The organism is Isoptericola sp. F-RaC21 (assembly GCF_038593535.1).
Classification (GTDB): Bacteria; Actinomycetota; Actinomycetes; order Actinomycetales; family Cellulomonadaceae; genus Isoptericola.
Genome location: NZ_JBCFYX010000005.1, coordinates 12,872 through 35,842, shown reverse-complemented (window position 1 = coordinate 35,842; position 22,971 = coordinate 12,872). Strand labels below are relative to the sequence as shown.

Sequence of the window (22,971 nt, the reverse complement as noted above, 5' to 3'; positions counted from 1 at the left end):
GGATCAGCCCTTGCTCGGGTCCTTGAGCCCGACGCCGGTGTAGTCGAGGCCGCCGGTCGCGACGCCGGGGCTGGAGTACACCCCGGTGACGTTCTCGCCGGGCAGCAGCACGACCTTCTCCACCAGCAGCGGCACGATCGGCGCCTGCTCGAGCACCTGCTCGTCGAGGTTCCCCCACGCCTCGTTGGCGGCGGTCGGGTCGGTGATGGCGAGCGCGTCGTCGATGGCGGAGTTGATCTTCGGGTCGTCGATCTGCGCGAGGTTCGAGTTGCCCTTCGCGGTGATGCGGCGCCCGTCGAACAGCGGCGGGATCACGGTGCTCGCCGACGACGCCCAGTCCGGGCACCAGCCGGTGATCGCGGCGTCGTTCTGCAGCTTCGGCGTGCCGATCGTCTCGTAGAACTTCGAGGTGTCGATCGGGTTGAAGGTGACCTTGATGCCCACCCGGGCCAGCGACTGCTGCACGGCCTCGGCCTGCGCCTGCAGCTTGGGCTGGGTGCGCATGTCGAGGGTCATCTCGAACCCGTCGGCGTAGCCGGCCTCGGCGAGCAGCTTCTTGGCCTTCTCGACGTCGCCCGTGCTGCCCTCGCTGGGGTAGAGGTCGAAGTCCTTGTGCCCGGCCACGGCCGCAGGGATGGTCGTGTTCGCGATGTCGGCGAGCATGGTGCCGCCGGTGCCGTTCTGCACGGCCGCCTTGTCCACCGCGTACGAGATCGCCTGCCGCACCTTGACGTCGCTCAGCGGCTTCTTCGTGGTGTTGAGGCCCATGTACGTGGTGCAGACGCCGGGCCAGTCGACCAGGCGGTCCTTGTACCTCGGGTCCTGCAGCCGCGCGAGCGTGGCCGGCTGGAGGTTGCCCGCGATCGCGTTCACGTCCGAGCCCTGGCCGGCGAGCAGGCGCTCGTCGATGGTGGCGGGGTCGAGGCCGAGCTGGAAGTGCCAGCCGTCCGGCTTGGCCGTGCGGACCTCGTCCGTGGCCGGGTCCCAGTTCTCGTTGCGGACCAGGTTGATGACGCTGCCGGGGGTGTACTCGTCGAGCGTGTACGGGCCGGAGGCGACGATGTCGTTGAGGAACTCGTCGCCGGCGCCGGAGCCGACGGGGAACGGCGCGAAGTTCGGCTGGGACGCCACGGCCGGGAAGTCGGGGAACGGCGCCTTGAGGTGGAAGACGATCGTCTTGTCGTCGGGGGTCTCGATGGTCGGCAGGTCGCCGGAGACGTACGGGCCCTGGTAGTCCTTCGGCGCGTCGATGACCTGCTTGGCGTACGGCGAGCCGATGCCGATCTCGGGGTCCCAGGCGCGCGAGACGCCGAACTCGACCTCCGCCGATGTGATCGGGTCCCCGTTGTCGAACTTCAGCCCGTCCTTGAGCGTGAACGTCCAGGTGAGGCCGTCGTCGGACACCGTGCCGGTGTCGGTGGCGAGGTCCGGCACGATCTCGTTCGGGTCGTCCGCGCTGCCGGGCGCCGGCGTCGTGAGCGTGCGGTACACGAGCCGGTAGAAGTTGTTGACGCCGCCGTCCCAGCCCTTGGCCGGGTCGAGGTAGGAGAAGTCGGCGTTCTGCAGCACCTGGACGACGCCGCCCTCGGCGGGCTCGCCCTCGAGCCCGCTGGTGCTGCTCGCCGTCGAGGTCGAGCCGCCGCCCCCGCCGGAGCAGGCGGCGAGCAGGAGGACGGTCGCCGTGCCGAACGCGGCGGCACGGAGGGCGGGGCTGGTCACGCGTCTGGTCACTCGTCGTGTCATGGGAGGCCTCCCGGGGTGTGGGTGGTGCGGAGTGGGGAGCAGAGCGGTGGATCCGGTCAGGACAGCCGGAGGAAGACGCGCATGGCGCCCACCTCGCGGTTGCCCCACAGCGCGTAGGGCACGAGGGCCACCGGCGCGCGGTGCGTGGCGGGCGCCGTGGCGCCCAGCGGGGGGTAGGGGTCGTCGCCCGTCGGCGGCGCGACGGCGAGCTCGCCGCGCAGCACCCGCCACGGGTGGGTGTCGTCGACCCTCAGGCGGGCCACGTCGTCGGCCGCGAGGAGCAGGTCGTCCACCGGCGCGGGGGAGTCCTGCTGCTCCACGCAGTACACGAGCGGCCCGCGCAGGACGGCGGCGGTGCCGCGGGCGGCGTCCAGGTGCGGGTGGGCGGTCACGGCGCGCACCGGCATCGGCAGGTCGAGCACCACCGTCTGCCCGGGCGCCCAGTCGCGGGTCACGCGGAGCCAGCCGTCGGCCGGGCGCTCGGCGAGGGGCTCGCCGTCCAGCGTGGCCGACGCGCCGTCCGCCCAGGCGGGCACGCGCAGCGCCAGCGTGGCGGGGCCGGCGGACGCCCGGCGCACGCGCACCGCGACCCGGCCGTCCCACGGCAGGTCCGTCGTGACGTCGACGTCGAGCGCGGGGGAGTCGATCGCGGCGCTCGCGTACAGGGCCAGGGTGAGGGAGTCGTCGTCGGCCACCGCGAGGTGGTCCTGGAGCTCGGACATCCACCGCACCACGTTGGGCGGGCAGCACGGGCAGCCGAACCACGCCCGGCGCAGCAGCTCGCCGTCCTTCTCGGCGCCCGAGCGCTGCTCGTGGTCGGGGCGGCGCTGGAGCGGGTTGTCGTAGAAGAAGGCGGCGCCGTCCTCCGACAGCCCCACGGCGTACGCGTTGTGCAGCACCCGCTCGACGTGGTCGAGCACGTCGGCGCGGCCGGTGGCGAGGAAGAGGCGCCAGCCCCACTGCGCCGTGCCGATCGCGGCGCACGTCTCGGCGTACGCGCGCTCGGCGGGCAGCTCGAACCGGTCGCCGAACGCCTCGTCGGAGTGCCGGGAGCCGATCCCACCGGTCAGGTACGACTTGCGGGCCACCATGTCGTCCCACAGCCGCTCGAGGTGGGCGACGAGCGCGTCGTCGCCCGTCTCCTGGGCGACGTCGGTCGCGCCGGCGGCGAGGTAGACCATGCGCACGGCGTGCCCGGTGACGGACCCGAGCTCGCGCAGCGGCACGGCGTCCTGGAAGTAGTCCGCGGGGAAGATCGTGTGCTCGAGCGTCCCCGCCCCGCGGCGGTCGACGAACAGCCGGGCCTGCTCCAGGTAGCGACGGTCCCCGGTCTCGCGGGCGAGCTCCACGAGCGCCATCTCCACCTCGGGGTGGCCGCAGTACGCGGCCTCGCCGTCGGGGCCGTACCGCTCGACCACGAGGTCGGCGAACCGCGTCGCGACGTCGAGCAGGCGCCGGTCGCCGAGCTGGCGGGAGGCGGCGACGGCGGCCTGGGCCAGGTGGCCGAGGTTGTACATCTCGTGGCCCCAGGACAGGTCCTGCCAGGGCTCCTTGGGGCTCTGCGGCGACTGGTAGAACGTGCCGAGGTAGCCGTCGGCGCGCTGGGCCCGCTCGATCAGGGCCACCGACTCCTCGTAGAAGTCGCGGGCGGCGGCCAGCGCGGCGGCCTCGTCGTCGTCGGCCGGCTCCCGCGCGAGCTCGTAGGCGATGCCCTCGAGCGTCTTGTAGACGTCGGTGTCCAGGAACGGGTAGCGACCGCGGTAGTCGCCGACCGACGGGTCCTCGAGGCGGCGGAAGTTGTCGAGGTTGCCGGCGCGGCGCACCTCGCGCACCACGTGCGGCACGGTGACGACGCGGTTGCGCCGCTGCCAGTCGTGCAGCAGCCCGGCGGTGAGCCGCACGCGGTCCGCGCCGAGCGGCGAGCCGACGCGCCCGGTGGCCGCGGCGACGGCGGCCGCGCGGGTCGGCGGGGGAGTCAGGTGCGGGGCGATGGCCACGGAATCTCCTCGGTGGTATATCACATTGCATATGGACGCCTGCGTCGCCCAGGGGCGACCGGCGTGACGTCGTCGTCCGCCTGTGCTGCTGGCGCCCGCGTCGTCGCGTCCGTCAGGTCGGCCGGGTTCCGGAACTTCCCCAAAACCGCGCTGTTCCTGCAGGTGGGCCCGGGTGCCGGGTCGCGGTCCCTGTGCCCTCGCCGGGCGGGTCGTCTTGACCTGCCTGCCGATGTGGGCGGTAACATATCACGCAGTACTGTGATGTCCACCACCCCCGGAACAGCTCCTTGAGGAAGTGCCCATGTCGGAAGCCGTCGCGTCCTTTCGCCGCATCGAGGCGCCGGTGAGCCTGCGCGAGACCGTGTCGCGCGCCCTCACCGCGGCGATCGTCTCGGGCGACCTCGCCCCGGGCACGCTGGTGTCCGTGCCGTCCCTCACCGCGCGCTTCGCCGTGTCGGCGACGCCGGTGCGCGAGGCGATGCTGGACCTCGAGAAGCGCGGCTTCGTCACCGCGGTCCGCAACAAGGGCTTCCGCGTCACCGAGGTGTCCCCGGAGATGCTCAGCCACATCGCCGAGGTGCGGGCGCTGCTCGAGCCGCCGGCGATGGAGAAGCTGGCCGGCCGCTTCCCGCAGGGCGCGCTGCCCGCGCTCCGCGAGCAGGCCGACGCCATCGTCACCGGTGCGCGGTCGGGCGACCTGGTCACGTACCTCGAGGCCGACCGCGCCTTCCACCTGCGGCTCACGACGCTGGCGGGCAACCCCCTGCTGGTGGACGTCGTCGCCGACCTGCGCAGCCGGGCCCGCCTGCTGGGGCTGTCGCAGATGGTGGCCACGGACCGCCTGGAGCAGTCGGCGGCGGAGCACCACGAGCTGCTCGACCTGCTCGCGGCCGGCGACGCCGCCGGCGCGCGCGACCTCATGCACCGCCACATCGGCCACACCACGGGCTGGTGGGCGGGGCGCCCGGAAGAGGACTGACCCGGCGGGCGCTCGGCGACGTGGCCGACCCGCACCCTGTGCTGGTATGTGACATATTACGGAAGGAGCTGCATGACCGTCGACGTCGTGGTCGTGGGGGCGGGGATCGTGGGCGCCGCGTGCGCCCGTGCGCTCGCCCGGCGCGGTCTCGCGGTGACCGTGCTCGACCGCCGGGGCGCCGCCTCGGGCACCACCGCCCACGGGGAGGGCAACCTCCTCGTCTCGGACAAGGAGCCGGGCCCCGAGCTCGTGCTCGCGCAGCACGCGGCGCGGCGCTGGCCGTCGCTCGTCGCTGAGCTGGACGAGGAGCTGGACGACGAGCTGGAGGAGGAGCGGGGCGGCGAGCGGGGCCGCCCCGGCCGCGGGTTCCCGCCGCTCGAGTACGACCCCAAGGGCGGCCTCGTGGCCGCGACCACGGCCGCGGGCGCGCAGCCGCTGCGGGACTTCGCCGCCCGGCAGCGGGGCGCCGGGGTGGACGCGCAGGAGATCGACGTCGCGAGCGCGCTCGAGCTCGAGCCCGCGCTCAACCCGGCGCTCACCGCCGCCGTCTGGTACCCGGAGGACGCGCAGGTGCAGCCCGTGGCCGCGGCCGAGGCGCTGCTCGCCTCCGCCCGGCGCGCGGGGGCCACGGTGCGCACCGGCGTGGAGGTCGTGGGCGCGCTGCGCGACGGCGACCGGCTCGTAGGGCTGCGGACCACCGGCGGCGACGTGCCGGCGGGGGCCGTCGTGCTCGCCGCGGGGCCGTGGTCCGGCGTGGTCGCCGCACGGCTCGGCGTCTCGTTGCCCGTGCGGCCGCGCCGCGGCATGGTGCTGGTGACCACGCGCATGCCGCACGTCGTGCGGCACAAGGTGTACGACGGCGACTACGTGGGCGCCACCCAGTCCGGCGACGCGGCCCTGCAGACCTCGAGCGTGGTCGAGTCGACCGCGGCCGGCACGGTGCTCATCGGCTCCAGCCGCGAGCAGGTCGGGTTCGACGAGCGGCTGCGCGTCGCGGTGCTGCGGGAGATGGCCGCCCGCGCGGTGCGGCTGTTCCCGTTCCTCGCCGACGCCAGCGTCATGCGCTCCTACCTGGGCTTCCGCCCCTTCGTGCCCGATCACCTGCCGATCGTCGGGCCTGACCCGCGCACCCCGGGGCTGTGGGTCGCGACCGGCCACGAGGGCGCCGGCATCGGGCTGGGACCCGTGAGCGGCGAGCTGCTCGCCGACCTGTTCACCGGCGCGGCGCCCGCCGTCGACCCCGCGCCGTTCCGCGTCGACCGGCCGGCGGTGCTCGCCGGCGACGTCGAGACCACCGAGGAGGCCTCATGACCACGCACCGGCAGGACGCCGGACCGCGGCCGCTGACCATCACGCTTGACGGCGAGCCGTTCGCGGGCACGGAGGGGCAGACGATCGCCGGGATGCTGCTGGCCGCCCGGCGCCGGTCGTGGCGCACCACCAGCGCCGAGGGCGCGCCGCGCGGCGTGTTCTGCGGCATCGGGGTGTGCTTCGACTGCCTTGTGACGGTCAACGGCGCGCGCGACGTGCGGGCCTGCCTGCGGCGGGCCGCCGACGGTGACGTCGTCGAGACGCAGCACGACCCGCTGCCGGGGGTGACGTCGTGAGCCGGCGCACCGTGGTGGTGGTCGGCGCGGGGCCGGCCGGGCTCTCCGCCGCGCGCGCCGCGGCCCGCGCCGGGGCCGAGGTGACGCTGCTCGACGCGTCCGACCAGGTGGGCGGGCAGTTCTGGCGCCACGGCGTCCGGCCCGCGCCCGACGAGCACCGCTACCACCACGGCTGGAGCACGTTCACGGCGCTGCGCGACGTCGTCGCCGGGCACCCGCGGGTCACGCTGCTGACGTCCGCCCAGGTGTGGGCGCTCGAGCGGCTCGACGACGGCGTGCGGCTACGCGTGCTGGTCGGGCCCGCCGACGCCGGCGGCCGCGAGCACCTCACCCTGACCCCCGACGCCCTCGTCCTCGCCACGGGCGCGCACGACCGCACGCTTCCGTTCCCCGGCTGGCAGCTGCCCGGCGTCACGACGGCCGGCGCGGCCCAGGCCCTCGCCAAGGCCGAGCGTGTGGCCGTCGGCGACCGCGTCGTCGTCGCCGGGGCGGGGCCGTTCCTGCTGCCCGTCGCGACGTCGCTGCTGCGCACCGGCGCACGAGTGCTGTCCGTGCACGAGGCGGCGACGCCGGCGTCCCTGGCGCGCGGCTGGGGCTCCCGGCCGGCGGGCCTGCTCGGTGCCGCGCACAAGACGGGCGAGCTCGGCGGGTACGTCGCGACGCTCGCGCGGCACCGCGTGGCGTACCGGCTCGGCGAGGCGGTGGTCGCCGCCCGCGGCGACGGCCGGGTCGAGGAGGTGACCGTCGCGAGGGTCGACGCGCGGTGGGCGCCCGTCCCGGGCACCGAGCGCACCGTCGCGGCCGACGCCGTGTGCGTCTCGCACGGCTTCACCCCTCGTCTGGAGCTCCCCGTCGCCGCCGCGTGCGCGATCTCGCCGGACCGGTTCGTCGTCGTGGACGACCGGCAGCGCACCACCGCGCCCGGCGTGTGGGCCGCCGGCGAGCTCACCGGCATCGGCGGCGCCGAGGCCGCGCTCGCCGAGGGCTGGGTCGCCGGGCACGACGCGGCGTCCGGGGCGGTCGACGACGCCGGCCTGGCCCGCGCGGTGCGCCGCCGCGACCGGTCGGCCGACTTCGCCCGCCGGCTCGAGGCGGCGCACGGCATCCGGGGCGGCTGGACCGGGTGGCTGCGCGACGACACCCTCGTCTGCCGCTGCGAGGAGGTGGACGCCGGCACCCTGCGTGCCGCGGCGTGCGCCACCGGCTCGAGCGACCTGCGGTCCGTGCGGCTCACCAGCCGCGCCGGCCTCGGGCCGTGCCAGGCCCGGATCTGCGGCCGCACGGTCGCGGACCTCGTCGGCGCCGAGACCGCGGCGACGCCCGGCGCCGAGGCGCCGCCCGCCGTCCCCGACCGCCGGCCGCTCGTCGTGCCCGTCCGGCTCGGCGACCTCGCCGCGCTGCCGGCGGACCCCGACCCGACCTGACCCGACCATTCCCGACCATCCCGTCCCGACCCCCACGCGTCCCGAGCCCGTGACGCGCGAACCGAGAGGAACCACCCGCATGAGCTCCCAGAAGATCGACCTCGGCGGCGTCGTCGTCGCCACGACGCTGCCGTTCACCGCCGACCCCGCCGCTCCCGCCGGGCTCGCCGTCGACTACGAGGGCTACGCCGCGCACGTCGACCACCTGATGGGCGCGGGCTGCCGCGGCGTCGGCCCCAACGGCTCCCTCGGCGAGTACTCGTCGCTCACCGACGACGAGCGCCGCAAGGTGGTGCAGACCGCCGTCGAGGCCGTCGCCGGCCGCGGCATCGTCATCGCCGGCGTGCACGGCGTGGGCTGGCACCAGGCCAAGCACTGGGCCGAGCTCGCGGCGGAGGACGGCGCCGACGCCGTCCTGCTGCTGCCCCCGACGATCTACCGGGCCAACCGGCGCGAGATCGTCGAGCACTACACCCGCGTGAACGAGGTCGGCCTGCCGATCATGGTGTACAACAACCCGTTCGACACCAAGGTCGACCTCACGCCCGACCTCGTGGCGGAGCTCGCGCAGCTCGAGAACGTCGTGGCGATCAAGGAGTTCTCCGGCGACGTGCGCCGCATCTCCGAGCTGCGCGAGGTGGCGGACATCGACGTCATCGCGGGCGCGGACGACCTGCTGTTCGAGTCGCTCGTCATGGGCGCGACCGGCTGGTTCGCCGGCTACCCGAACGCGATCCCGGAGGTCGCCGTCGAGCTGTACGAGCTGGTGCGGGCCGGCAAGATCGCCGAGGCGCGCGACCTGTACGAGAACGTGGTCGCCATGTTCCGCTGGGACTCGCGCACCGAGTTCGTGCAGGCCATCAAGCTGTCCACGCAGATCGCCGGGCGCCCGTTCGGCATCGAGACGCGCCCGCCGCGCGGCCCGCTGTCGCCCGAGCAGGAGGCCGCCGTCCGCCGCGACACCGAGAAGGCGCTGGCGTACATCGCCAACCGCTGACCCTGTACATCACGTCCGTCACCACCGGGCCCCGCCGGGCCGTCATCCAGGGAGGCCGACCATGCGATCGTCCCGGACCTACACCGCCGTCGACTCGCACACCGAGGGGATGCCCACCCGGGTCGTCACCTCGGGCGTGGGGGTGATCCCCGGCGCCACCATGAACGACAAGCGGCTGCACTTCATCGAGCACCTCGACGACGTGCGGAAGCTGCTCGTCAACGAGCCGCGGGGGCACGCCGCGATGAGCGGCGCCATCCTGCAGCCGTCCACGCGCGACGACTGCGACTGGGGCGTCGTGTACATCGAGGTGTCCGGCTGCCTGCCGATGTGCGGGCACGGCACCATCGGCGTCGCGACCGTGCTGGTGGAGACGGGCATGGTGACGGTGACCGAGCCGACGACCACCATCCGGCTGGACACGCCGGCCGGGGTGGTCGTCGCTCGGGTGGAGGCGCGCGACGGGCACGCCGAGTCGGTGACGATCGAGAACGTGCCGAGCTTCGTCGTGCGGCTCGACGACGAGGTGGACGTGCCCGGCCTCGGCACCGTGCCCTACTCGCTGGCGTTCGGCGGCAACTTCTACGCGATGGTCGACCTCGACGCCGTGAAGCTGCCGTTCGACCGCGCCCGGCAGCAGGACATCCTGGCCGCCGGGCTCGCGATCATGGACGCCATCAACACGACGGCGCCGCCCTCGCACCCGACGATCGCGGGGGTGGACCACTGCCACCACGTCGAGTTCATCGCGCCGGGCTCCACGGCGGAGCACTCCCGGCACGCGATGGCGATCCATCCCGGGTGGTTCGACCGGTCGCCGTGCGGCACCGGCACGTCCGCCCGGATGGCGGAGCTGTGGGCCCGGGGCGAGCTCGCGCTCGACACGGACTTCGTCAACGAGTCGTTCATCGGCTCGCGGTTCGTGGGCCGGCTCGTCGGCCGGACCGAGGTCGCCGGGATCCCCGCCGTCCTGCCCACCATCACCGGCCGCGCCTGGGTCACCGGGCTCGGCACCTACCTGCTCGACCCGAGCGACCCGTTCCCCACCGGCTTCCAGTTCTGAGGTGCAGACGATGACCACCCCCACAGGCACCCCGACCACGACGGCGCCCGCGCAGCCGGAGGAGGCGGCGCGCGCCGCTGCGGCGGCCGCCCCGACCCTGGCCGACCTGCCGCCGTCCACCCGCGCCGACGCGCTCCGCGCCGTCGCCGACGTCCTCGGCGCGCACGAGGACGAGCTGGTCGCGCTGGCCGCGGCCGAGACCCGGCTGGCCGAGGCACGGCTGCGCGGCGAGCTGAAGCGCACCCGCGTGCAGCTGCGGCTGTTCGCCCGCGTCGTCGAGGACGGCGCGTACCTCGACGTGCGCCTCGACGCCGCCGACCCGGACTTCGTGCTCGGCCCGCGCCCCGACCTGCGCCGCACGCTGTGGCCGGTCGGCCCGGTGCTCGTGTTCGCGGCGAGCAACTTCCCCTTCGCGTTCTCCGTGCCCGGCGGCGACACGGCGGCCGCGCTCGCCGCCGGCTGCCCGGTGGTCGTCAAGGCCCACCCCGGGCACGTCGAGCTGTCCCGCCGCGTGGCCGACCTCATGACCGAGGCCCTCGCCGGCGCCGGGCTGCCCGACGGCACGTTCGCCCTGGTCGAGGGCGACGACGCCGGTCGTGACCTGCTGGCGCACCCCGCCGTCCGGGCGGCCGCGTTCACCGGCTCCACGCGCGTGGGCCGCCTGCTCGCCGACGCCGCGGCGTCGCGCCCCGACCCGATCCCGTTCTACGGCGAGCTCGGCTCCCTCAACCCGGTGCTCGTGCGGCCGGCCGCCCTCGCCGACCGGGGTGAGGAGATCGCCCGCGGCTGGGTCGGCTCGGTGAGCGGCTCGGCCGGCCAGCTGTGCACCAAGCCGGGCTTCCTGCTCGTCCCCGAGGGGCACGGCCTCGGGCCGGTTGTGGCCGACGCGGCCGCCGCGGTGCCCGAGCACGCGCTCCTCAACCCCCGCGTCGGCGCGGGGTACGTCGCCGGGCGGTCGGCCGTCCTGGGCACGCCCGGCGTCGAGGTCCTGGCCGAGGGGACCGCCCGGACGGGGGAGGACGGCGTCGTGCGCGCGACGCCGACGTTCGTCGAGACCGACCTGGCCTCCCTCCGCGAGCACCGCGACACCGTGCTGGAGGAGGTGTTCGGGCCGTTCGCCGTGCTCGTCACCTACCCCGAGGGCACGGACCTGGGCGCCGTCGTCGCCGAGCTGTTCCCCGGCGAGCTCACCGCGACCGTGCACCGCGGGCCGGAGGAGGGGGCCGAGGTCGCCGGGCTGCTGGCGACGCTGGGCCGGCACGCCGGGCGGGTGCTCGTCGACGGCTGGCCCACGGGCGTGGCCGTCACGCCCGCGATGCAGCACGGCGGGCCCTGGCCGGCCACGACCACCGACGCGACGTCCGTGGGCACCGCGGCGATCGGCCGGTTCCTGCGCGGCGTCACGTACCAGGACGCCCCGCAGGCCGCGCTGCCCGCGCCGTTGCAGGACGGTAACCCGTGGGGGGTGCCGCAGACGCGCTCGGGTGTGGCAGAGTCGGCGCACTGGTAGGCAGCGAGGCCACGACCAGGCGCTTCACGGGAGGACCCACCACGTGCTCATCGCCGAAGAGCTGCTGCTCCTGGCCCACGACGACCTGCGCACCGGCCCGTCGCTGTTCGACGACGCCCCCTACCGGCTCGCGGGCGCGCTGCTCGTCGAGCTGGTGATCGCCGGTCGCGTGGCGCTGCCCGCGGCCCCGGGGGACGACGGGCCGGTCGTGGTGCTGGACGGCGCCCCGACGGGCCGTGCCGAGCTCGACCGCGTCCTCGACGCCGCCGCCGCGTCGCCGCGGCGGGCGGCCGAGCTCGTCGACGTGCTGGCCCGCCACGTCGAGCGTCCCCTGCTGGACGGTCTCGTCGCCCAGGGCCTGCTCCGGCGGGAGGACCGGGCCGTCTGGGGCCTGCTCCGCAGCACGCGGTGGCGCACGGTGGACGGCCCGGCGGTGTCCGCCCTGCGCCGTCGCGTCCACCGCGTCCTGCTGGACGGCGCGGCGCCCGGCGACCGGACCGCCGCGCTGCTCACCCTCGCCGAGGGGTCCGGCTGGCTCCAGCCCCGCGTCCCGCGCGAGCGTCGCCGCGAGGCGGAGGCGCGGATGCGCGAGCTGGCGGCGACGTGGTGGCGGGGGAGCGCGGTCCGTGAGGAGGCCGGGACGGTCGCCGCGGCCGTGGTCGGCGTCGTCGGCTCGGCGGCGTTGGTGCTGCCCGCCGGCACCTGACGGCCCGCCGCTCCGGAGCTCACGCGTCGTCGAGCCGTCCGAGCAGGTCGACGGCGGCGCGGGCGTAGTCGCCGATCCACCGGTCGTGGAGGCGTTTGATGGGCAGCGGCGCGAGCGCGAGGTGGCGCTCGCGCCCCACCTTGCGGCCCGTGACGAGCTCCGCCCGCTCGAGCACGCGCAGGTGCTGCAGCACCGTGGTGCGGTCCAGCTCGGGGAACAGCGCGCAGAGCTCGCCGGTGGTGCGGGTGGACTCCTTGAGCGCGTCGAGCATGCGCCGGCGCACGGGGGCGGCGAGGGCCTTGAACACGAGATCGTCGTCGGACGCGTCGTCCGGATCCCTGGGCGCCTGGCGATTCATGTGATAAAAATACAACATGAACGAGAAGCAGGCACTCTCCGAGCTCACCTTCACGGTCTCGGGCCGCGTCTCGCGCCCCTGCCGTGACGTCTACGAGGCCATCGCGGACCCCGAACAGCTCTCCCGCTACTTCACGACCGGCGGCGCCCGCGGGCGCCTCGAGCCCGGGGCCGACGTGTCCTGGGACTTCGCCGACTTCCCCGGCCGCTTCCCCGTCACCGTCGTCGCGGCCGACCCGCCGCGCCGCATCGTCATCCGGTGGGAGGGCGGGCACACGGCCGACGGCTCCGGCTCGACCACGACGACGTTCGAGCTCGAACCGCTCGACGACGACACCCGCACCCTCGTCACCATCACCGAGTCCTCGTGGGCCGTCACGCCCGACGGCGCGACGTACGCCTTCGGCAACTGCGAGGGCTGGACCGGCATGCTCGCCGCGCTCAAGGCATGGCTGGAGCACGGCATCAACCTGCGCGAGGGGTTCTACCGGTAGCCCGCTACGCCTGCTCGGCAGCGGCCGGCGCGGGTCAGGCGGTGCGGCGCACCTCGTCGAGGAAGGCGCGGGAGCGCTGGCGCAGCCCGGCGACGCGGCGCTCGACGATCGCCTCGCGGAGGCCGTCGTCGTCCCGCCCGGCCTCGGCGAGCGTGGGCCGGCGTCGGACGTTGCGGCTGCAGCGGAAGTCGCCGCAGATCAGCGTGCCGATCGTGTCGCCCTTGCGGCCGGCGGCGCCGCCGCGCCGGGCGACGTACAGCTGCACGTCGCGGGTCTCGACGACGTCCTCGCACCACGCGCACATGGCGGCGCGGCGCGGGCCGGTGCGCTCGGTGGCGCGCAGCAGGATGCCGACGGGCTCGGCGTCGGGCGCGTCGTCGAGCGTCATCACGACGTACGCGGCCAGGGGCTGCTTGCGGTCGCGCCAGCCCAGGTAGTCGAGGCGGTCCCAGTCCGCCGCCGTCATGGAGGCGAGGTCGGGGACGATCATGCGCTGCCGCTCGCTGCGGGTGGCGTTGACGAGGGAGGCGCGGAGCTGCTGCTCGGTGAGCGGGGTCATGAGGAATCGGCTTTCAGGTGAGCGGGCGGGGGCAGGTCGAAGCCCCGCACCGCCTCACCTGCCGGTCCGTCGGAACGCTCGATCCGTCGGGCTCAGCGGGAGGCGGTGCTGGGGCAGGCGGGACTGCCCGAGCAGGCCTGGTGGCCCACCCCGCTCCCTGCGACGCCCGGCATCGCGCACTCCTCGCTCGTGGAAGGTCTCGCTCGTGAAGTCTGGTCCGCTCGTGCCTCCGGGGCACGACCGGCCCGTCCATGGTGGCACGGGACCGTCGCCCGGGTCGACGAGAATTCGTCACCCGGGCGACGGCGCCGGTCAGAGCGTGGCGCGCACCTCGCGGGCGGCGGCGACGAGGCGGGCCAGCGCCGGCTCCACCTCCGCGTACTTGCGGGTCTTGAGGCCGCAGTCCGGGTTGACCCACACCAGCGCGGGGTCGATCGCCTTGACGGCGAGCGTCAGCAGCTCGGTGACCTCGTCCGACGACGGCACACGCGGGGAGTGGATGTCGTACACGCCCGGCCCGATGCCGCGGGAGTAGCCGGCGTCGGCGAGCTCCGGCACGATCTCCATGCGCGAGCGGGCCGCCTCGACCGACGTCACGTCGGCGTCCAGGCCGTCGATCGCGCCGATCACCTCGCCGAACTCCGAGTAGCACAGGTGCGTGTGGACCTGGGTGGCGGGCTCGACGCCGGACGTCGCGAGCCGGAACGACCCGACGGACCAGTCGAGGTACGCGGGCTGGTCCGCGCGCCGCAGCGGCAGCAGCTCGCGCAGCGCGGGCTCGTCCACCTGCACGACGGGGATGCCCGCGGCCTCGAGGTCCGCGATCTCGTCGCGCAGCGCGAGGCCGACCTGGTTCGCGGTGTCGCCGAGCGGCTGGTCGTCGCGCACGAACGACCACGCGAGGATCGTCACCGGGCCCGTGAGCATGCCCTTGACCGGCTTGTCGGTGAGCGACGCCGTGTACGCGGACCACTCGACCGTGATCGGCGCCGGCCGCTGCACGTCCCCCCACAGGATCGGCGGGCGCACGCAGCGCGAGCCGTACGACTGCACCCAGCCGTTCGCCGTCACCGCGAAGCCGTCGAGGTGCTCGGCGAAGTACTGCACCATGTCGTTGCGCTCCGGCTCGCCGTGCACCAGCACGTCGAGGCCCAGCTCCTCCTGCAGCGCCACGACGCGCGCGATCTCGGCCCGCATCGCGGCGGAGTAGTCGGCGTCCGACAGCTCGCCCTTGGTCCACGCGGCGCGCGCCTTGCGGATCTCGGGCGTCTGCGGGAACGACCCGATCGTCGTCGTCGGCAGCGGCGGCAGGTCCAGGCGCGCGGCCTGGGCGGCGGCGCGCTCCGCGTACGGGCCGCGGGCGAAGTCGGCGTCGGTCAGTGCGGCCGCGCGCTCGCGCACCGCGGGCACGACGACGCCGGCCGCCGTCGCGCGCGAGGCCACGGCCGCGGACGACGCGGCGAGCGCGTCGGCGACGGCGTCGCGGCCGCCGGCCAGCCCGCGGGCCAGGGTCGCGACCTCGCCGACCTTCTGGTCGGCGAACGCCAGCCAGTCGCGCAGGCGCGGGTCGAGGGTGGTGCCCGGACCGCCACCGAAGACCTCGTCCTCGACGTCGTGCGGCACGTGCAGCAGCGACGTCGACGTGCCGACCGCGAGGGCCCCGGCGCCGAGGCCGCGCAGCGACTCGACGACGTCCAGCTTCGCGGCCAGGTCGGCCCGCCAGACGTTGTGCCCGTCGATCACGCCGGCCACGAGGGTCTTGTCCTCGAGCCCGGGCACCGGCCCGCCAGGAGCGGCGCCCTTGACCAGATCGATCGCGACAGCGTCGACGTCGGTGCCCGCGAGCACGGCGAGGCCGTCGTCGCCGAGGCCGCCGAACGGCGCGGCGACGAGGATGGCGGGCCGCTCGCCCGCGGTGTCCTCAGAGGCAGTGTCGTCGGTGGCCGTCGCGAGGTCGGTCGCCAGCGTGCGGTACGCCGAGGCGATCGCCGCGTGCAGCCGCTCGGCGGGCACGTCGAGGGAGTCGGTGACGAGGGCGGGCTCGTCGAGCTGCACCCACGGCACGCCGACGGCGGCCAGCGCGCGCAGCAGGTCCGCGTACGCGGCGACGACGTCGTCGAGCCGGTCGAGGGGGTGGAACCCGTCGCCCGCCTCGTCGGCCGCCTTCGACAGCGCGAGGAAGGTGACCGGGCCGACGAGCACCGGGCGGGTCGTGACGCCGGCCTCCTTGGCCTCGGCGTACTCGCGCACGATGCGGTGGTCGGCGAACGAGACCGGCGTCGTCTCGCTGATCTCCGGCACGAGGTAGTGGTAGTTGGTGTCGAACCACTTGGTCATCTCGAGCGGGGCGTCCTCGCCGCGGCCGCGGGCCACGGTGAAGTAGCCGTCCAGCTCGAGCGAGCCGTCCTCGTCGTCGAGCAGGTCGCGGAACCGCTCGGGGACGGCGCCCAGCAGCGCGACGACGTCGAGCACCTGGTCGTAGTAGGAGAACGACCCGGGCACGGAGCCGTCGTCGGGGTTCAGCCCGAGCTCGACGAGGCGGCGGGCGGTCTCGCGGCGCAGCGCGCCGGCCGTGACCTCCAGGTCGACGGCGTCGGTGCGGCCGGCCCAGAACGACTCGACGGCCTTCTTGAGCTCGCGGCGGCGCCCGATGCGCGGGTAGCCGAGGACGGTGCCGCCCGGGAAGGCGGGGGAACTGGTGGACATGAGCACTCCAGAGGTCGGGCGCCCGTCAGACGACGGGAGCCTGGGTCGGGATGCTCGGTACCCACGGCCTTCTGGCCAGGTCCGCGCCGTCCGACGAGGCGTCGGAGGGCGCCGGTCCGCCGAGGTGGACACCCTCGAGCAGGTCCAGAGCGGGACGGTACTTGTTGAACGTGTACACGTGGATGCCGGGGGCGCCCGCGTCGAGCACGCGCTGGGCGAGCTCCACGGCGCGCGCGGTCCCGTAGGCGTGCTGGGCCTCCGGGTCCGGCTGGGCGTCGAGCGCGTCCAGCAGGTGCCGGGGCGCGCGGACGCCGGTGAGCTCCTCGACGCGACGGAGCCGGCGCGGCTCGGTCGTGGGCAGCTGCCCGGCGAGGATCGGGATCGTCACCCCGGCCGCGCGGGCCTCGGCGACGAAGTCGGTGTAGGAGTCGGCCTCGTAGAACAGCTGCGTGATGGCGAAGCTCGCCCCCGCCTCCTGCTTCTCCTTGAGGCGCCGGACCTCCTGGGCCCGGGTGGTGCCGGCCTGCACGTTGCCGTCGACGAACGTCGCGACGGCGATCGTCATCGGGCGGGCGGCCCCGCGCAGCGCGGCGCCGGGGTCGGTCGCGCAGCGCCGGGCCTCGACCTCGCGCAGCAGGTGCACGAGCTCGATCGAGGACGCGACGCCGTCGGCGGGAGGCTCCCAGTCCGGCTGGTCCTTCGGCGGGTCCCCGCGCAGGGCGAGGAACGCCCGGGTGCCGGCGTCGAGGAAGTCGTCGATGACGGCGGAGACGTCCTCGCGGTGCGCGCCGACGCAGGTCAGGTGGGCCACGGGCAGCACGGGCGTGCCCTCGAGCAGGGTGGACACGACCTGGCGTGCGGTCGCCCGGTCACCGCCGCCCGCCCCGTACGTCACGGACACGAAGTCCGGGCGCGCGGCCACGAGCCGGCGCGCCGTCTCCCAGAACTTGGGGGCGGCGTCCGGCCGGCGCGGCGGCATGAGCTCGAACGAGACCGTCGGGCGTGCCGGCAGCGCCGGCTGGGCTGCCGGATGAGCTGCCGGGTTGGGCGAAGGGGATGCCTCTGCGACCATGCGTCACTCCATCGATCCTGGCGTGAGCACCTTCGTCCTCGGGAGGCTTCCGTCGGAGAACGGGTTGCTGCGGCGTCGTCGAGCCAGGACTCTCGGCCGCTCTGGATGGCTTGTCACGCGATCGTACGCAGCATCCGCGATGCGGTCGAGGATGAGACCGCCTGCTGAGACGGCCGCCGAGGCCGGGCGGGCGGGAACGCCCTGCTCAGGGCACCAGCACGACCTTGCCGCCGGGATGCCCGGACTCGACGAGCGCGTGCGCGCGGGCCGCGTCGGCCAGCGGCAGCACCGCGCCGACGGCGGTCACGAGGGCGCCGCGGGCGAGGGCGGCGACGGCCTCCGCGAGCTCGCCGGCGTCGCGCTCGGACCGGGAGCTGAACTCGACGCCGAGGTCCGCGGCGGCGTCGTCGGCGATGGTGACGATGCGGTCGGTGCCCCCGCGCAGGGCGATCGAGTCGGGCAGGACGCCCGCGCCGGAGGCGTCGAGGACGGCGTCCACGCCGTCCGGGGCGAGGGCGCGCACCCGCTCGACCAGGCCGGCGCCGTAAGGGGTCGGCGTCGCGCCGAGGGCGGCGACCCGCTCCTGGTCCCGCGGCGACGCGGTGCCGATCACGCGGGCGCCGCGGCGCACCGCGAGCTGGGTGGCCAGCGCGCCCACCGCCCCCGACGCGCCGTGCACGAGCAGCATCTCGCCGGGCCGGACGCCGAGCCGGCGCAGCACGCGGGTCGCGGCCTCCGCGGCGACGGGCAGGGTGACGGCGTCCGTCGCGGCGAGGCCGTCGGGCACGCGCGCGAACACCTTCGTCAGCGCGAGCTCCGCGTACCCGCCGCCGACGGCGAAGCCGACGACGCGGTCGCCGGGGGAGACGTCGGTCGTGCCGCCCTCGACCGGTAGGCCGACCTGGTCGACGACCCCCGCCACCTCCAGCCCCGGCACGACCGGCCGCGCCGGCGCCGGCGCCCCGGTGGCGCCCGCGCGGGACTTCACGTCCCAGCCGTTGACGGCGGCGGCCTCGACGCGCACGCGCACCTGACCGGGCCCGGCCTGGGGGTCGGGGACGTCGGCGAGGTGCAGCACCTCGGGGCCGCCGTGGGACTCGAACACGATCGCGCGCACGCGGCCATCCTGGCGCAGCGGCCGGGGTCGTGCCCGCCCGGTCAGCAGCAGCGGGAGCCGGGGTTGCGGTCCTGCTCGGCGTAGTGCTCGCGCCAGAACTCGCGCTCGCCCATCGGCTCGCGGTCCGGGTGGGCGGACCGCTCGTGCGCGACGTACGTGCGGTAGGCGTCGTCCCCCATCACCTGCCGCACGTACCAGCGCAGGTTCCGCGCCGCGGTCGACGTCGCCCGGGCCAGCGCCCGGGCGACGTCGTGCACGCTGCCGGCGCGGGCGTCAGTGGTGCCCGGCACCGCTGGACTCCCGCAGGCCGGCGTCGGCCCACCGCTTCTCGATCTGCTTCTCGGTGCCGGAGGCGAACAGGCCGGCCGGCGCGAACCGCCGCGACACGACGGGCGGGTCCTCGTGGTTCTCCCCGCCGCCGGTGCGGAACGCCTTGATCGTCACGACCAGCGACGCGAGGATCACGACGATCGACAGCACCACGAACACGATCGACAGGGTGCCCTGGACGAAGGTGTTGCGGACCACGGCCTCCATCGCGGCGACGTCGGGCGCCGTCCCGAACGACGTCTCGCCGGCGGCGAGCGCGTCCTTGAACGCCCGGTGCTGCGCCCAGTACCCCACCGCGGGCACGTCGGAGAAGATCTTCTCGAACGACGCCCAGATGGTGATCAGGGCGGTGAACGCCAGCGGCACGGCCACGATCCACAGCCACGCCCAGTACGCGCGGCCCCGCTTCGCCACGATGGCGAGCACGACGGCCAGCGCGATCGCCGCGAGCAGCTGGTTCGCGATGCCGAACAGCGGGAAGAACGTGTTGATGCCGCCGAGCGGGTCGGTGACGCCGAGGTAGAGGATCGTGCCCCAGCCCGCGACCATGATCGCGGTGCAGATCCACACCCCGGGCCGCCAGCTCACGTCCTTGAACCTCGGGGCCACGTTGCCGATGGTGTCCTGCAGCATGAAGCGGGCCACGCGCGTGCCGGCGTCGACGGCGGTGAGGATGAAGAGCGCCTCGAACATGATCGCGAAGTGGTACCAGAAGCCCATCATCGCGGTGCCGCCCACCAGCTGGTGCATGATGTGCGCCAGCCCGAGCGCGAGCGTCGGGGCGCCGCCGGTGCGGGACACGATCGACGGCTCGCCCACCTGGCTGGCCAGGGTGCTCAGCGTGTCGGGCGTGAGGTTCACGCCCGCGAGGCCGAGCGAGTTCACGAACGCGACCGCGCCCTCGATGGTGCCGCCGGTGGCGGCCGCCGAGGAGTTCATCGCGAAGTACACGCCGCGGTCGATCGAGATCGCGGCGACCAGCGCCATGATCGCGACGAACGACTCCATGAGCATGCCGCCGTACCCGATGAAGCGCGTCTGGCGCTCCTTCTCGACGAGCTTCGGCGTCGTGCCCGATGAGATGAGCGCGTGGAACCCGGACAGGGCACCGCACGCGATGGTGACGAAGAGGAACGGCCACAGGTTGCCGGCCACGACCGGGCCGGTCTCGGAGCTCGCGAACTCGCTGATCGCCGGGACGGAGATCTCGGGGCGCACGATGACGACGGCGCCGGCGAGCACCAGGATGACGCCCACCTTCATGAAGGTGGACAGGTAGTCGCGCGGGGCGAGCAGCAGCCAGACGGGCAGGATCGCGGCCACGAAGCCGTAGACGATGACGCCGACGGCGATGGTGGTGCGGTCGAGGTGGAAGAACTCGGCGCCCCAGGCGGTGTCGGCCACCATGCCGCCGCCGATGATCGCGGCGAGCAGCAGCACGAAGCCGATGAGGGAGACCTCGGTGATCTTGCCCGGGCGCAGGTAGCGCAGGTAGACGCCCATGAACAGGGCGATCGGCACGGTCATGGAGACGCTGAACACGCCCCACGGGCTCTCCCCGAGGGCGTTGACGACCACGAGGGCGAGGATCGCCACGATGATGATCATGATCAGCAGGGACGCGACGATCGCGGCGACGCCGCCGATGCGGCCCAGCTCCTCGCGCGCCATCTGGCCGATGGTGCGGCCGCCGCGGCGCATGGAGAAGAACAGCACCGTGTAGTCCTGCACGGCGCCCGCGAGCACCACGCCCACGATGATCCAGATGGTGCCCGGCAGGTAGCCCATCTGCGCGGCGAGCACCGGGCCCACCAGCGGGCCGGCGCCCGCGATGGCGGCGAAGTGGTGGCCGAACAGCACGCGGCGGTCGGTGGGGACGAAGTCCTTGCCGTCCTCGCGGGTCTCGGCGGGGGTGGCGCGACGGTCGTCGGGGCGCGTGATGTACCGCTCGATCACCTTCGAGTAGAAGCGGTACCCGATGAGGTACGTGCACACCGAGGCGAAGACGAACCAGATGGCGTTGATCGTCTCGCCGCGCACCAGCGCGATCATCACCCACGCGATGCCGCCGAGCAGGGCGATCGCCACCCAGAGGGCGATCTTCGCCGGCGTCCAGCGGGGCTTGAGGTCCTCGGCCGGGACGGCCGTCGGGGGGAGCGCGGGGTCGGGGACGATCTCGTCCGTCGCCGTGGCGGCTCCGGATTCTGCTGACAAGGTGAGCCTCCAAGGCGTCGCGTCGTCGGGACCCGACACAGGATAGGGGGTGAGGAATCGCGCCGTCGTCCCCGCTGGCTAGGCTGCGGGACGTGCTGATCGCCTCCCGCCGCGCCGCGCTCGCGTACCGGATCGCGTGGACCCTGGTCACGGTGCTGGCGCTGGGACGGGTCTGCGGCCTGCTCACCGGGTCGTGGGCGCCGGGCGCCTTCGCCTACTTCACGGTGCTGAGCAACGCCCTCGTGCTGGTGTGGGCCGTCGCGCAGACGGTGCGCACCGCCGTCGACCTGCGCCGGGACGGCCCGCGCGGCGCGTCGACGGTCTCCGCGCGCGGCACCGGGTACGTGACGATGGCGATCCTCACCACGATGCTCGTGTACTGCGTGCTGCTGGCCCCGCTCTCGTTCACGATGGGCGACGGCGCGGGCGCCGTCCTCGAGCTCACCAACCTGCTGGTCCACGTGGTCGTGCCGCTGCTCGCGATCGGCGACTACCTGCTCTTCGGGCCCAAGGGCACGTTCCGCGCCTACGACCCGCTGTGCTGGGCGCTCGTGCCGTACGCCTACCTCGTGTTCGCGTTCGTGCGGGCCGAGGTGGGCGGGCCGCTCTCGGGCGGCGGCATGTACCCCTACCCGTTCATGGACGTGGACGCCCTCGGCTGGGGGGCCGTCGCCGTGAACCTCGTCGGCATCACCGTCGCGCTCGAGGTGGTGGCCTACGGGCTGTTCTGGGTGGACCGGGCCCTGGGGCAGCGGGCGCGCGGGCGTGTCGCCGCGCCGTAGGGTGACGAGCATGGACACCGAAGAGCGCCTCGCCGTCTTCCTCGACTACGAGAACCTGGCGCTCGGCGCCCGCGACCACCTGGGCGGCATGCAGTTCGACTTCAAGCCCATCGCGGACGCGCTCGCCGTCCGCGGCCGGGTGGTGGTGCGGCGCGCGTACGCGGACTGGTCGTACTTCGACGAGGACCGGCGGATGCTGACCCGGCACCAGGTCGAGCTCATCGAGATGACGCAGCGCATGGGCGCGTCCCGCAAGAACGCCGCCGACATCAAGATGGTCGTCGACGCCATCGAGATGGCGTTCGAGCGCGAGTACATCACCACGTTCGTCATGTGCACGGGCGACTCCGACTTCTCCCCGCTGGTGCACAAGCTGCGCGAGCTCGACAAGCGCGTCATCGGCGTCGGCGTCGAGAACTCCACGTCGCGCCTGCTGCCGCCCGCCTGCGACGAGTTCCTCTTCTACGACCGGCTCGAGGGCGTCGACGTGCCCGACGAGTCCGAGGCGCCCGCCCCCAAGCGGTCCGGGCGCGGCGGCACCCGCGGCACGGGCCGCTCCGGCGGCGGCCGCGGCGGCCGCGCCAAGACGCCCGCCCCCGCCGAGGCCCCGGCCGAGACGACCGGGGCGACCGAGACCGCCCCTGCGGAGGAGGCCGTGCCCGCGGCGTCCGCCACGACGAGCTCCCGCCGCCGCAAGAAGGCGCCCGCCGAGGAGGTCGCCGTCGAGCCCGCGGCCGAGCCCGCCGTGGAGGCCGTGGTCGAGACCGACCTCGAGCACGACGACGCGGCCGCCTCCGCGGGCGAGGACGCGACGATGGAGGTCCGGGTGGCGCAGACGCTCGCCGACCTGCAGGCCTCGACCAGCGGCTCGGTCACGGCGTCGATGCTCAAGCGCACCATGGTGCGCAAGGACCCCACGTTCAGCGAGTCGGACTACGGCTTCCGCACGTTCGGCGAGTTCCTGCGGTTCCTCGCCGACCGCGGCTTCGTGGTCCTGTCGCCCGGGCCGTCGACCGGCGACCCGGAGGTGGCGCTGCCCGAGCAGGAGGACACCGAGGGCGCGTTCGGCCTGCTGCGCACGGCCGTGCAGGGCGCGGGCGGTACCGCCGCCCTGTCGGGGCTGAAGAACGAGGTGCGCAAGCGCCGCCCCGACTTCTCGGAGAAGGCGCTCGGCTACCGCGGCTTCCTGCAGTTCGTGAAGGGCGCCGCCGCCTCGGGCGCGGTGGGGCTGGCCTGGGACGACGACGCCGAGGACTACCTCGTCACCGTGGCGTGACACGCCGCCTCGGCGAGGCCGGGCGGAGCAGGGGGCAC

General features: G+C 74.7%; 20 protein-coding genes and 1 riboswitch. Of the genes, 11 read left to right on the top strand and 9 right to left on the bottom strand.

The genetic code is table 11. From position 1 onward, the window contains the following. Positions 1 to 3: 3 nt before the first annotated feature. Both AAG589_RS18400 and AAG589_RS18395 read right to left on the bottom strand, forming a co-directional pair. Entirely contained in the window at positions 4 to 1,719 is a 1,716-nt protein-coding gene (locus AAG589_RS18400) for an ABC transporter substrate-binding protein (RefSeq protein ID WP_430568747.1), read from the bottom strand. 80 nt (positions 1,720 to 1,799) lie between these two features. Beyond that, the gene (locus AAG589_RS18395; RefSeq protein ID WP_430568746.1) at positions 1,800 to 3,740 is read right to left on the bottom strand and encodes a glycoside hydrolase family 127 protein; all 1,941 of its coding nucleotides are present in this window, start codon (positions 3,738 to 3,740) and stop codon (positions 1,800 to 1,802) included. 301 nt (positions 3,741 to 4,041) lie between these two features. Here AAG589_RS18395 and AAG589_RS18390 point away from each other — a divergent pair, with 301 nt between their 5' ends. The 8 genes from AAG589_RS18390 (at position 4,042) to AAG589_RS18355 (ending at position 12,026) form a co-directional block, all read left to right on the top strand. Then, positions 4,042 to 4,719 (top strand): GntR family transcriptional regulator, encoded by a 678-nt coding sequence (locus AAG589_RS18390; RefSeq protein WP_430568745.1) that lies wholly within the window; start codon positions 4,042 to 4,044, stop codon positions 4,717 to 4,719. Between the two features lie 72 nt (positions 4,720 to 4,791). Further along, complete coding sequence (locus AAG589_RS18385) at positions 4,792 to 6,030, top strand: NAD(P)/FAD-dependent oxidoreductase (RefSeq protein ID WP_430568744.1); 1,239 nt, start codon at positions 4,792 to 4,794, stop codon at positions 6,028 to 6,030. Next, positions 6,027 to 6,326, top strand: coding sequence for a (2Fe-2S)-binding protein (locus AAG589_RS18380; RefSeq protein ID WP_430568743.1), 300 nt, complete (start codon positions 6,027 to 6,029; stop codon positions 6,324 to 6,326). Before AAG589_RS18385 ends, AAG589_RS18380 begins: the two co-directional genes overlap by 4 nt. Beyond that, complete coding sequence (locus tag AAG589_RS18375) at positions 6,323 to 7,750, top strand: FAD/NAD(P)-dependent oxidoreductase (RefSeq protein ID WP_430568742.1); 1,428 nt, start codon at positions 6,323 to 6,325, stop codon at positions 7,748 to 7,750. The genes AAG589_RS18380 and AAG589_RS18375 overlap by 4 nt, the downstream gene beginning before the upstream one ends. 79 nt (positions 7,751 to 7,829) lie before the next feature. Next, the gene (locus AAG589_RS18370) at positions 7,830 to 8,747 is read left to right on the top strand and encodes a dihydrodipicolinate synthase family protein (protein WP_430568741.1); all 918 of its coding nucleotides are present in this window, start codon (positions 7,830 to 7,832) and stop codon (positions 8,745 to 8,747) included. 61 nt (positions 8,748 to 8,808) lie between these two features. Further along, a complete protein-coding gene (locus AAG589_RS18365; protein ID WP_430568740.1) occupies positions 8,809 to 9,810 on the top strand; it encodes a proline racemase family protein in 1,002 nt (333 codons plus the stop codon). Between the two features lie 10 nt (positions 9,811 to 9,820). After that, complete coding sequence (locus AAG589_RS18360; RefSeq protein WP_430568739.1) at positions 9,821 to 11,320, top strand: aldehyde dehydrogenase (NADP(+)); 1,500 nt, start codon at positions 9,821 to 9,823, stop codon at positions 11,318 to 11,320. Between the two features lie 43 nt (positions 11,321 to 11,363). After that, the gene (locus AAG589_RS18355; protein ID WP_430568738.1) at positions 11,364 to 12,026 is read left to right on the top strand and encodes a GOLPH3/VPS74 family protein; all 663 of its coding nucleotides are present in this window, start codon (positions 11,364 to 11,366) and stop codon (positions 12,024 to 12,026) included. Positions 12,027 to 12,045: 19 nt separating this feature from the next. On the opposite strand, the gene AAG589_RS18350 is transcribed toward AAG589_RS18355, so the two are convergent. Then, entirely contained in the window at positions 12,046 to 12,384 is a 339-nt protein-coding gene (locus tag AAG589_RS18350) for an ArsR/SmtB family transcription factor (RefSeq protein ID WP_430568737.1), read from the bottom strand. A gap of 16 nt (positions 12,385 to 12,400) precedes the next feature. On the opposite strand from AAG589_RS18350, the gene AAG589_RS18345 reads away from it, so the two are divergent. After that, entirely contained in the window at positions 12,401 to 12,877 is a 477-nt protein-coding gene (locus tag AAG589_RS18345; RefSeq protein ID WP_430568736.1) for an SRPBCC family protein, read from the top strand. A 34-nt stretch (positions 12,878 to 12,911) separates the two neighbouring features. On the opposite strand, the gene AAG589_RS18340 is transcribed toward AAG589_RS18345, so the two are convergent. The 6 genes from AAG589_RS18340 to AAG589_RS18315 form a co-directional block, all read right to left on the bottom strand. Next, a complete protein-coding gene (locus AAG589_RS18340; protein WP_430568735.1) occupies positions 12,912 to 13,436 on the bottom strand; it encodes an FBP domain-containing protein in 525 nt (174 codons plus the stop codon). Positions 13,437 to 13,748: 312 nt separating this feature from the next. Beyond that, positions 13,749 to 16,142, bottom strand: coding sequence for a 5-methyltetrahydropteroyltriglutamate--homocysteine S-methyltransferase (gene metE / locus AAG589_RS18335; protein WP_430568734.1), 2,394 nt, complete (start codon positions 16,140 to 16,142; stop codon positions 13,749 to 13,751). Positions 16,143 to 16,167: 25 nt separating this feature from the next. Then, positions 16,168 to 17,214 carry a methylenetetrahydrofolate reductase gene (locus AAG589_RS18330; protein ID WP_430568733.1) on the bottom strand — a complete coding sequence of 349 codons (1,047 nt, stop codon included), beginning with the start codon at positions 17,212 to 17,214 and terminating at the stop codon, positions 16,168 to 16,170. 5 nt (positions 17,215 to 17,219) lie between these two features. Further along, positions 17,220 to 17,326, bottom strand: a riboswitch (SAM riboswitch). Positions 17,327 to 17,419: 93 nt separating this feature from the next. Further along, positions 17,420 to 18,331 (bottom strand): NADP-dependent oxidoreductase, encoded by a 912-nt coding sequence (locus AAG589_RS18325; RefSeq protein WP_430568732.1) that lies wholly within the window; start codon positions 18,329 to 18,331, stop codon positions 17,420 to 17,422. 41 nt (positions 18,332 to 18,372) lie between these two features. Then, positions 18,373 to 18,621: a YbdD/YjiX family protein gene (locus AAG589_RS18320; protein ID WP_430568731.1), complete on the bottom strand. Its 249-nt coding sequence runs from the start codon at positions 18,619 to 18,621 to the stop codon at positions 18,373 to 18,375. Continuing rightward, positions 18,605 to 20,875: a carbon starvation CstA family protein gene (locus AAG589_RS18315; protein WP_446719765.1), complete on the bottom strand. Its 2,271-nt coding sequence runs from the start codon at positions 20,873 to 20,875 to the stop codon at positions 18,605 to 18,607. Before AAG589_RS18315 ends, AAG589_RS18320 begins: the two co-directional genes overlap by 17 nt. 92 nt (positions 20,876 to 20,967) lie before the next feature. On the opposite strand from AAG589_RS18315, the gene AAG589_RS18310 reads away from it, so the two are divergent. Together AAG589_RS18310 and AAG589_RS18305 are read left to right on the top strand one after the other, a co-directional pair. Beyond that, positions 20,968 to 21,657, top strand: coding sequence for a Pr6Pr family membrane protein (locus tag AAG589_RS18310; protein WP_430568730.1), 690 nt, complete (start codon positions 20,968 to 20,970; stop codon positions 21,655 to 21,657). 10 nt (positions 21,658 to 21,667) lie between these two features. Then, positions 21,668 to 22,933, top strand: a complete 1,266-nt coding sequence (locus tag AAG589_RS18305) for an NYN domain-containing protein (RefSeq protein ID WP_430568729.1) — start codon at positions 21,668 to 21,670, stop codon at positions 22,931 to 22,933. The last annotated feature ends 38 nt before the right edge of the window (positions 22,934 to 22,971 follow it).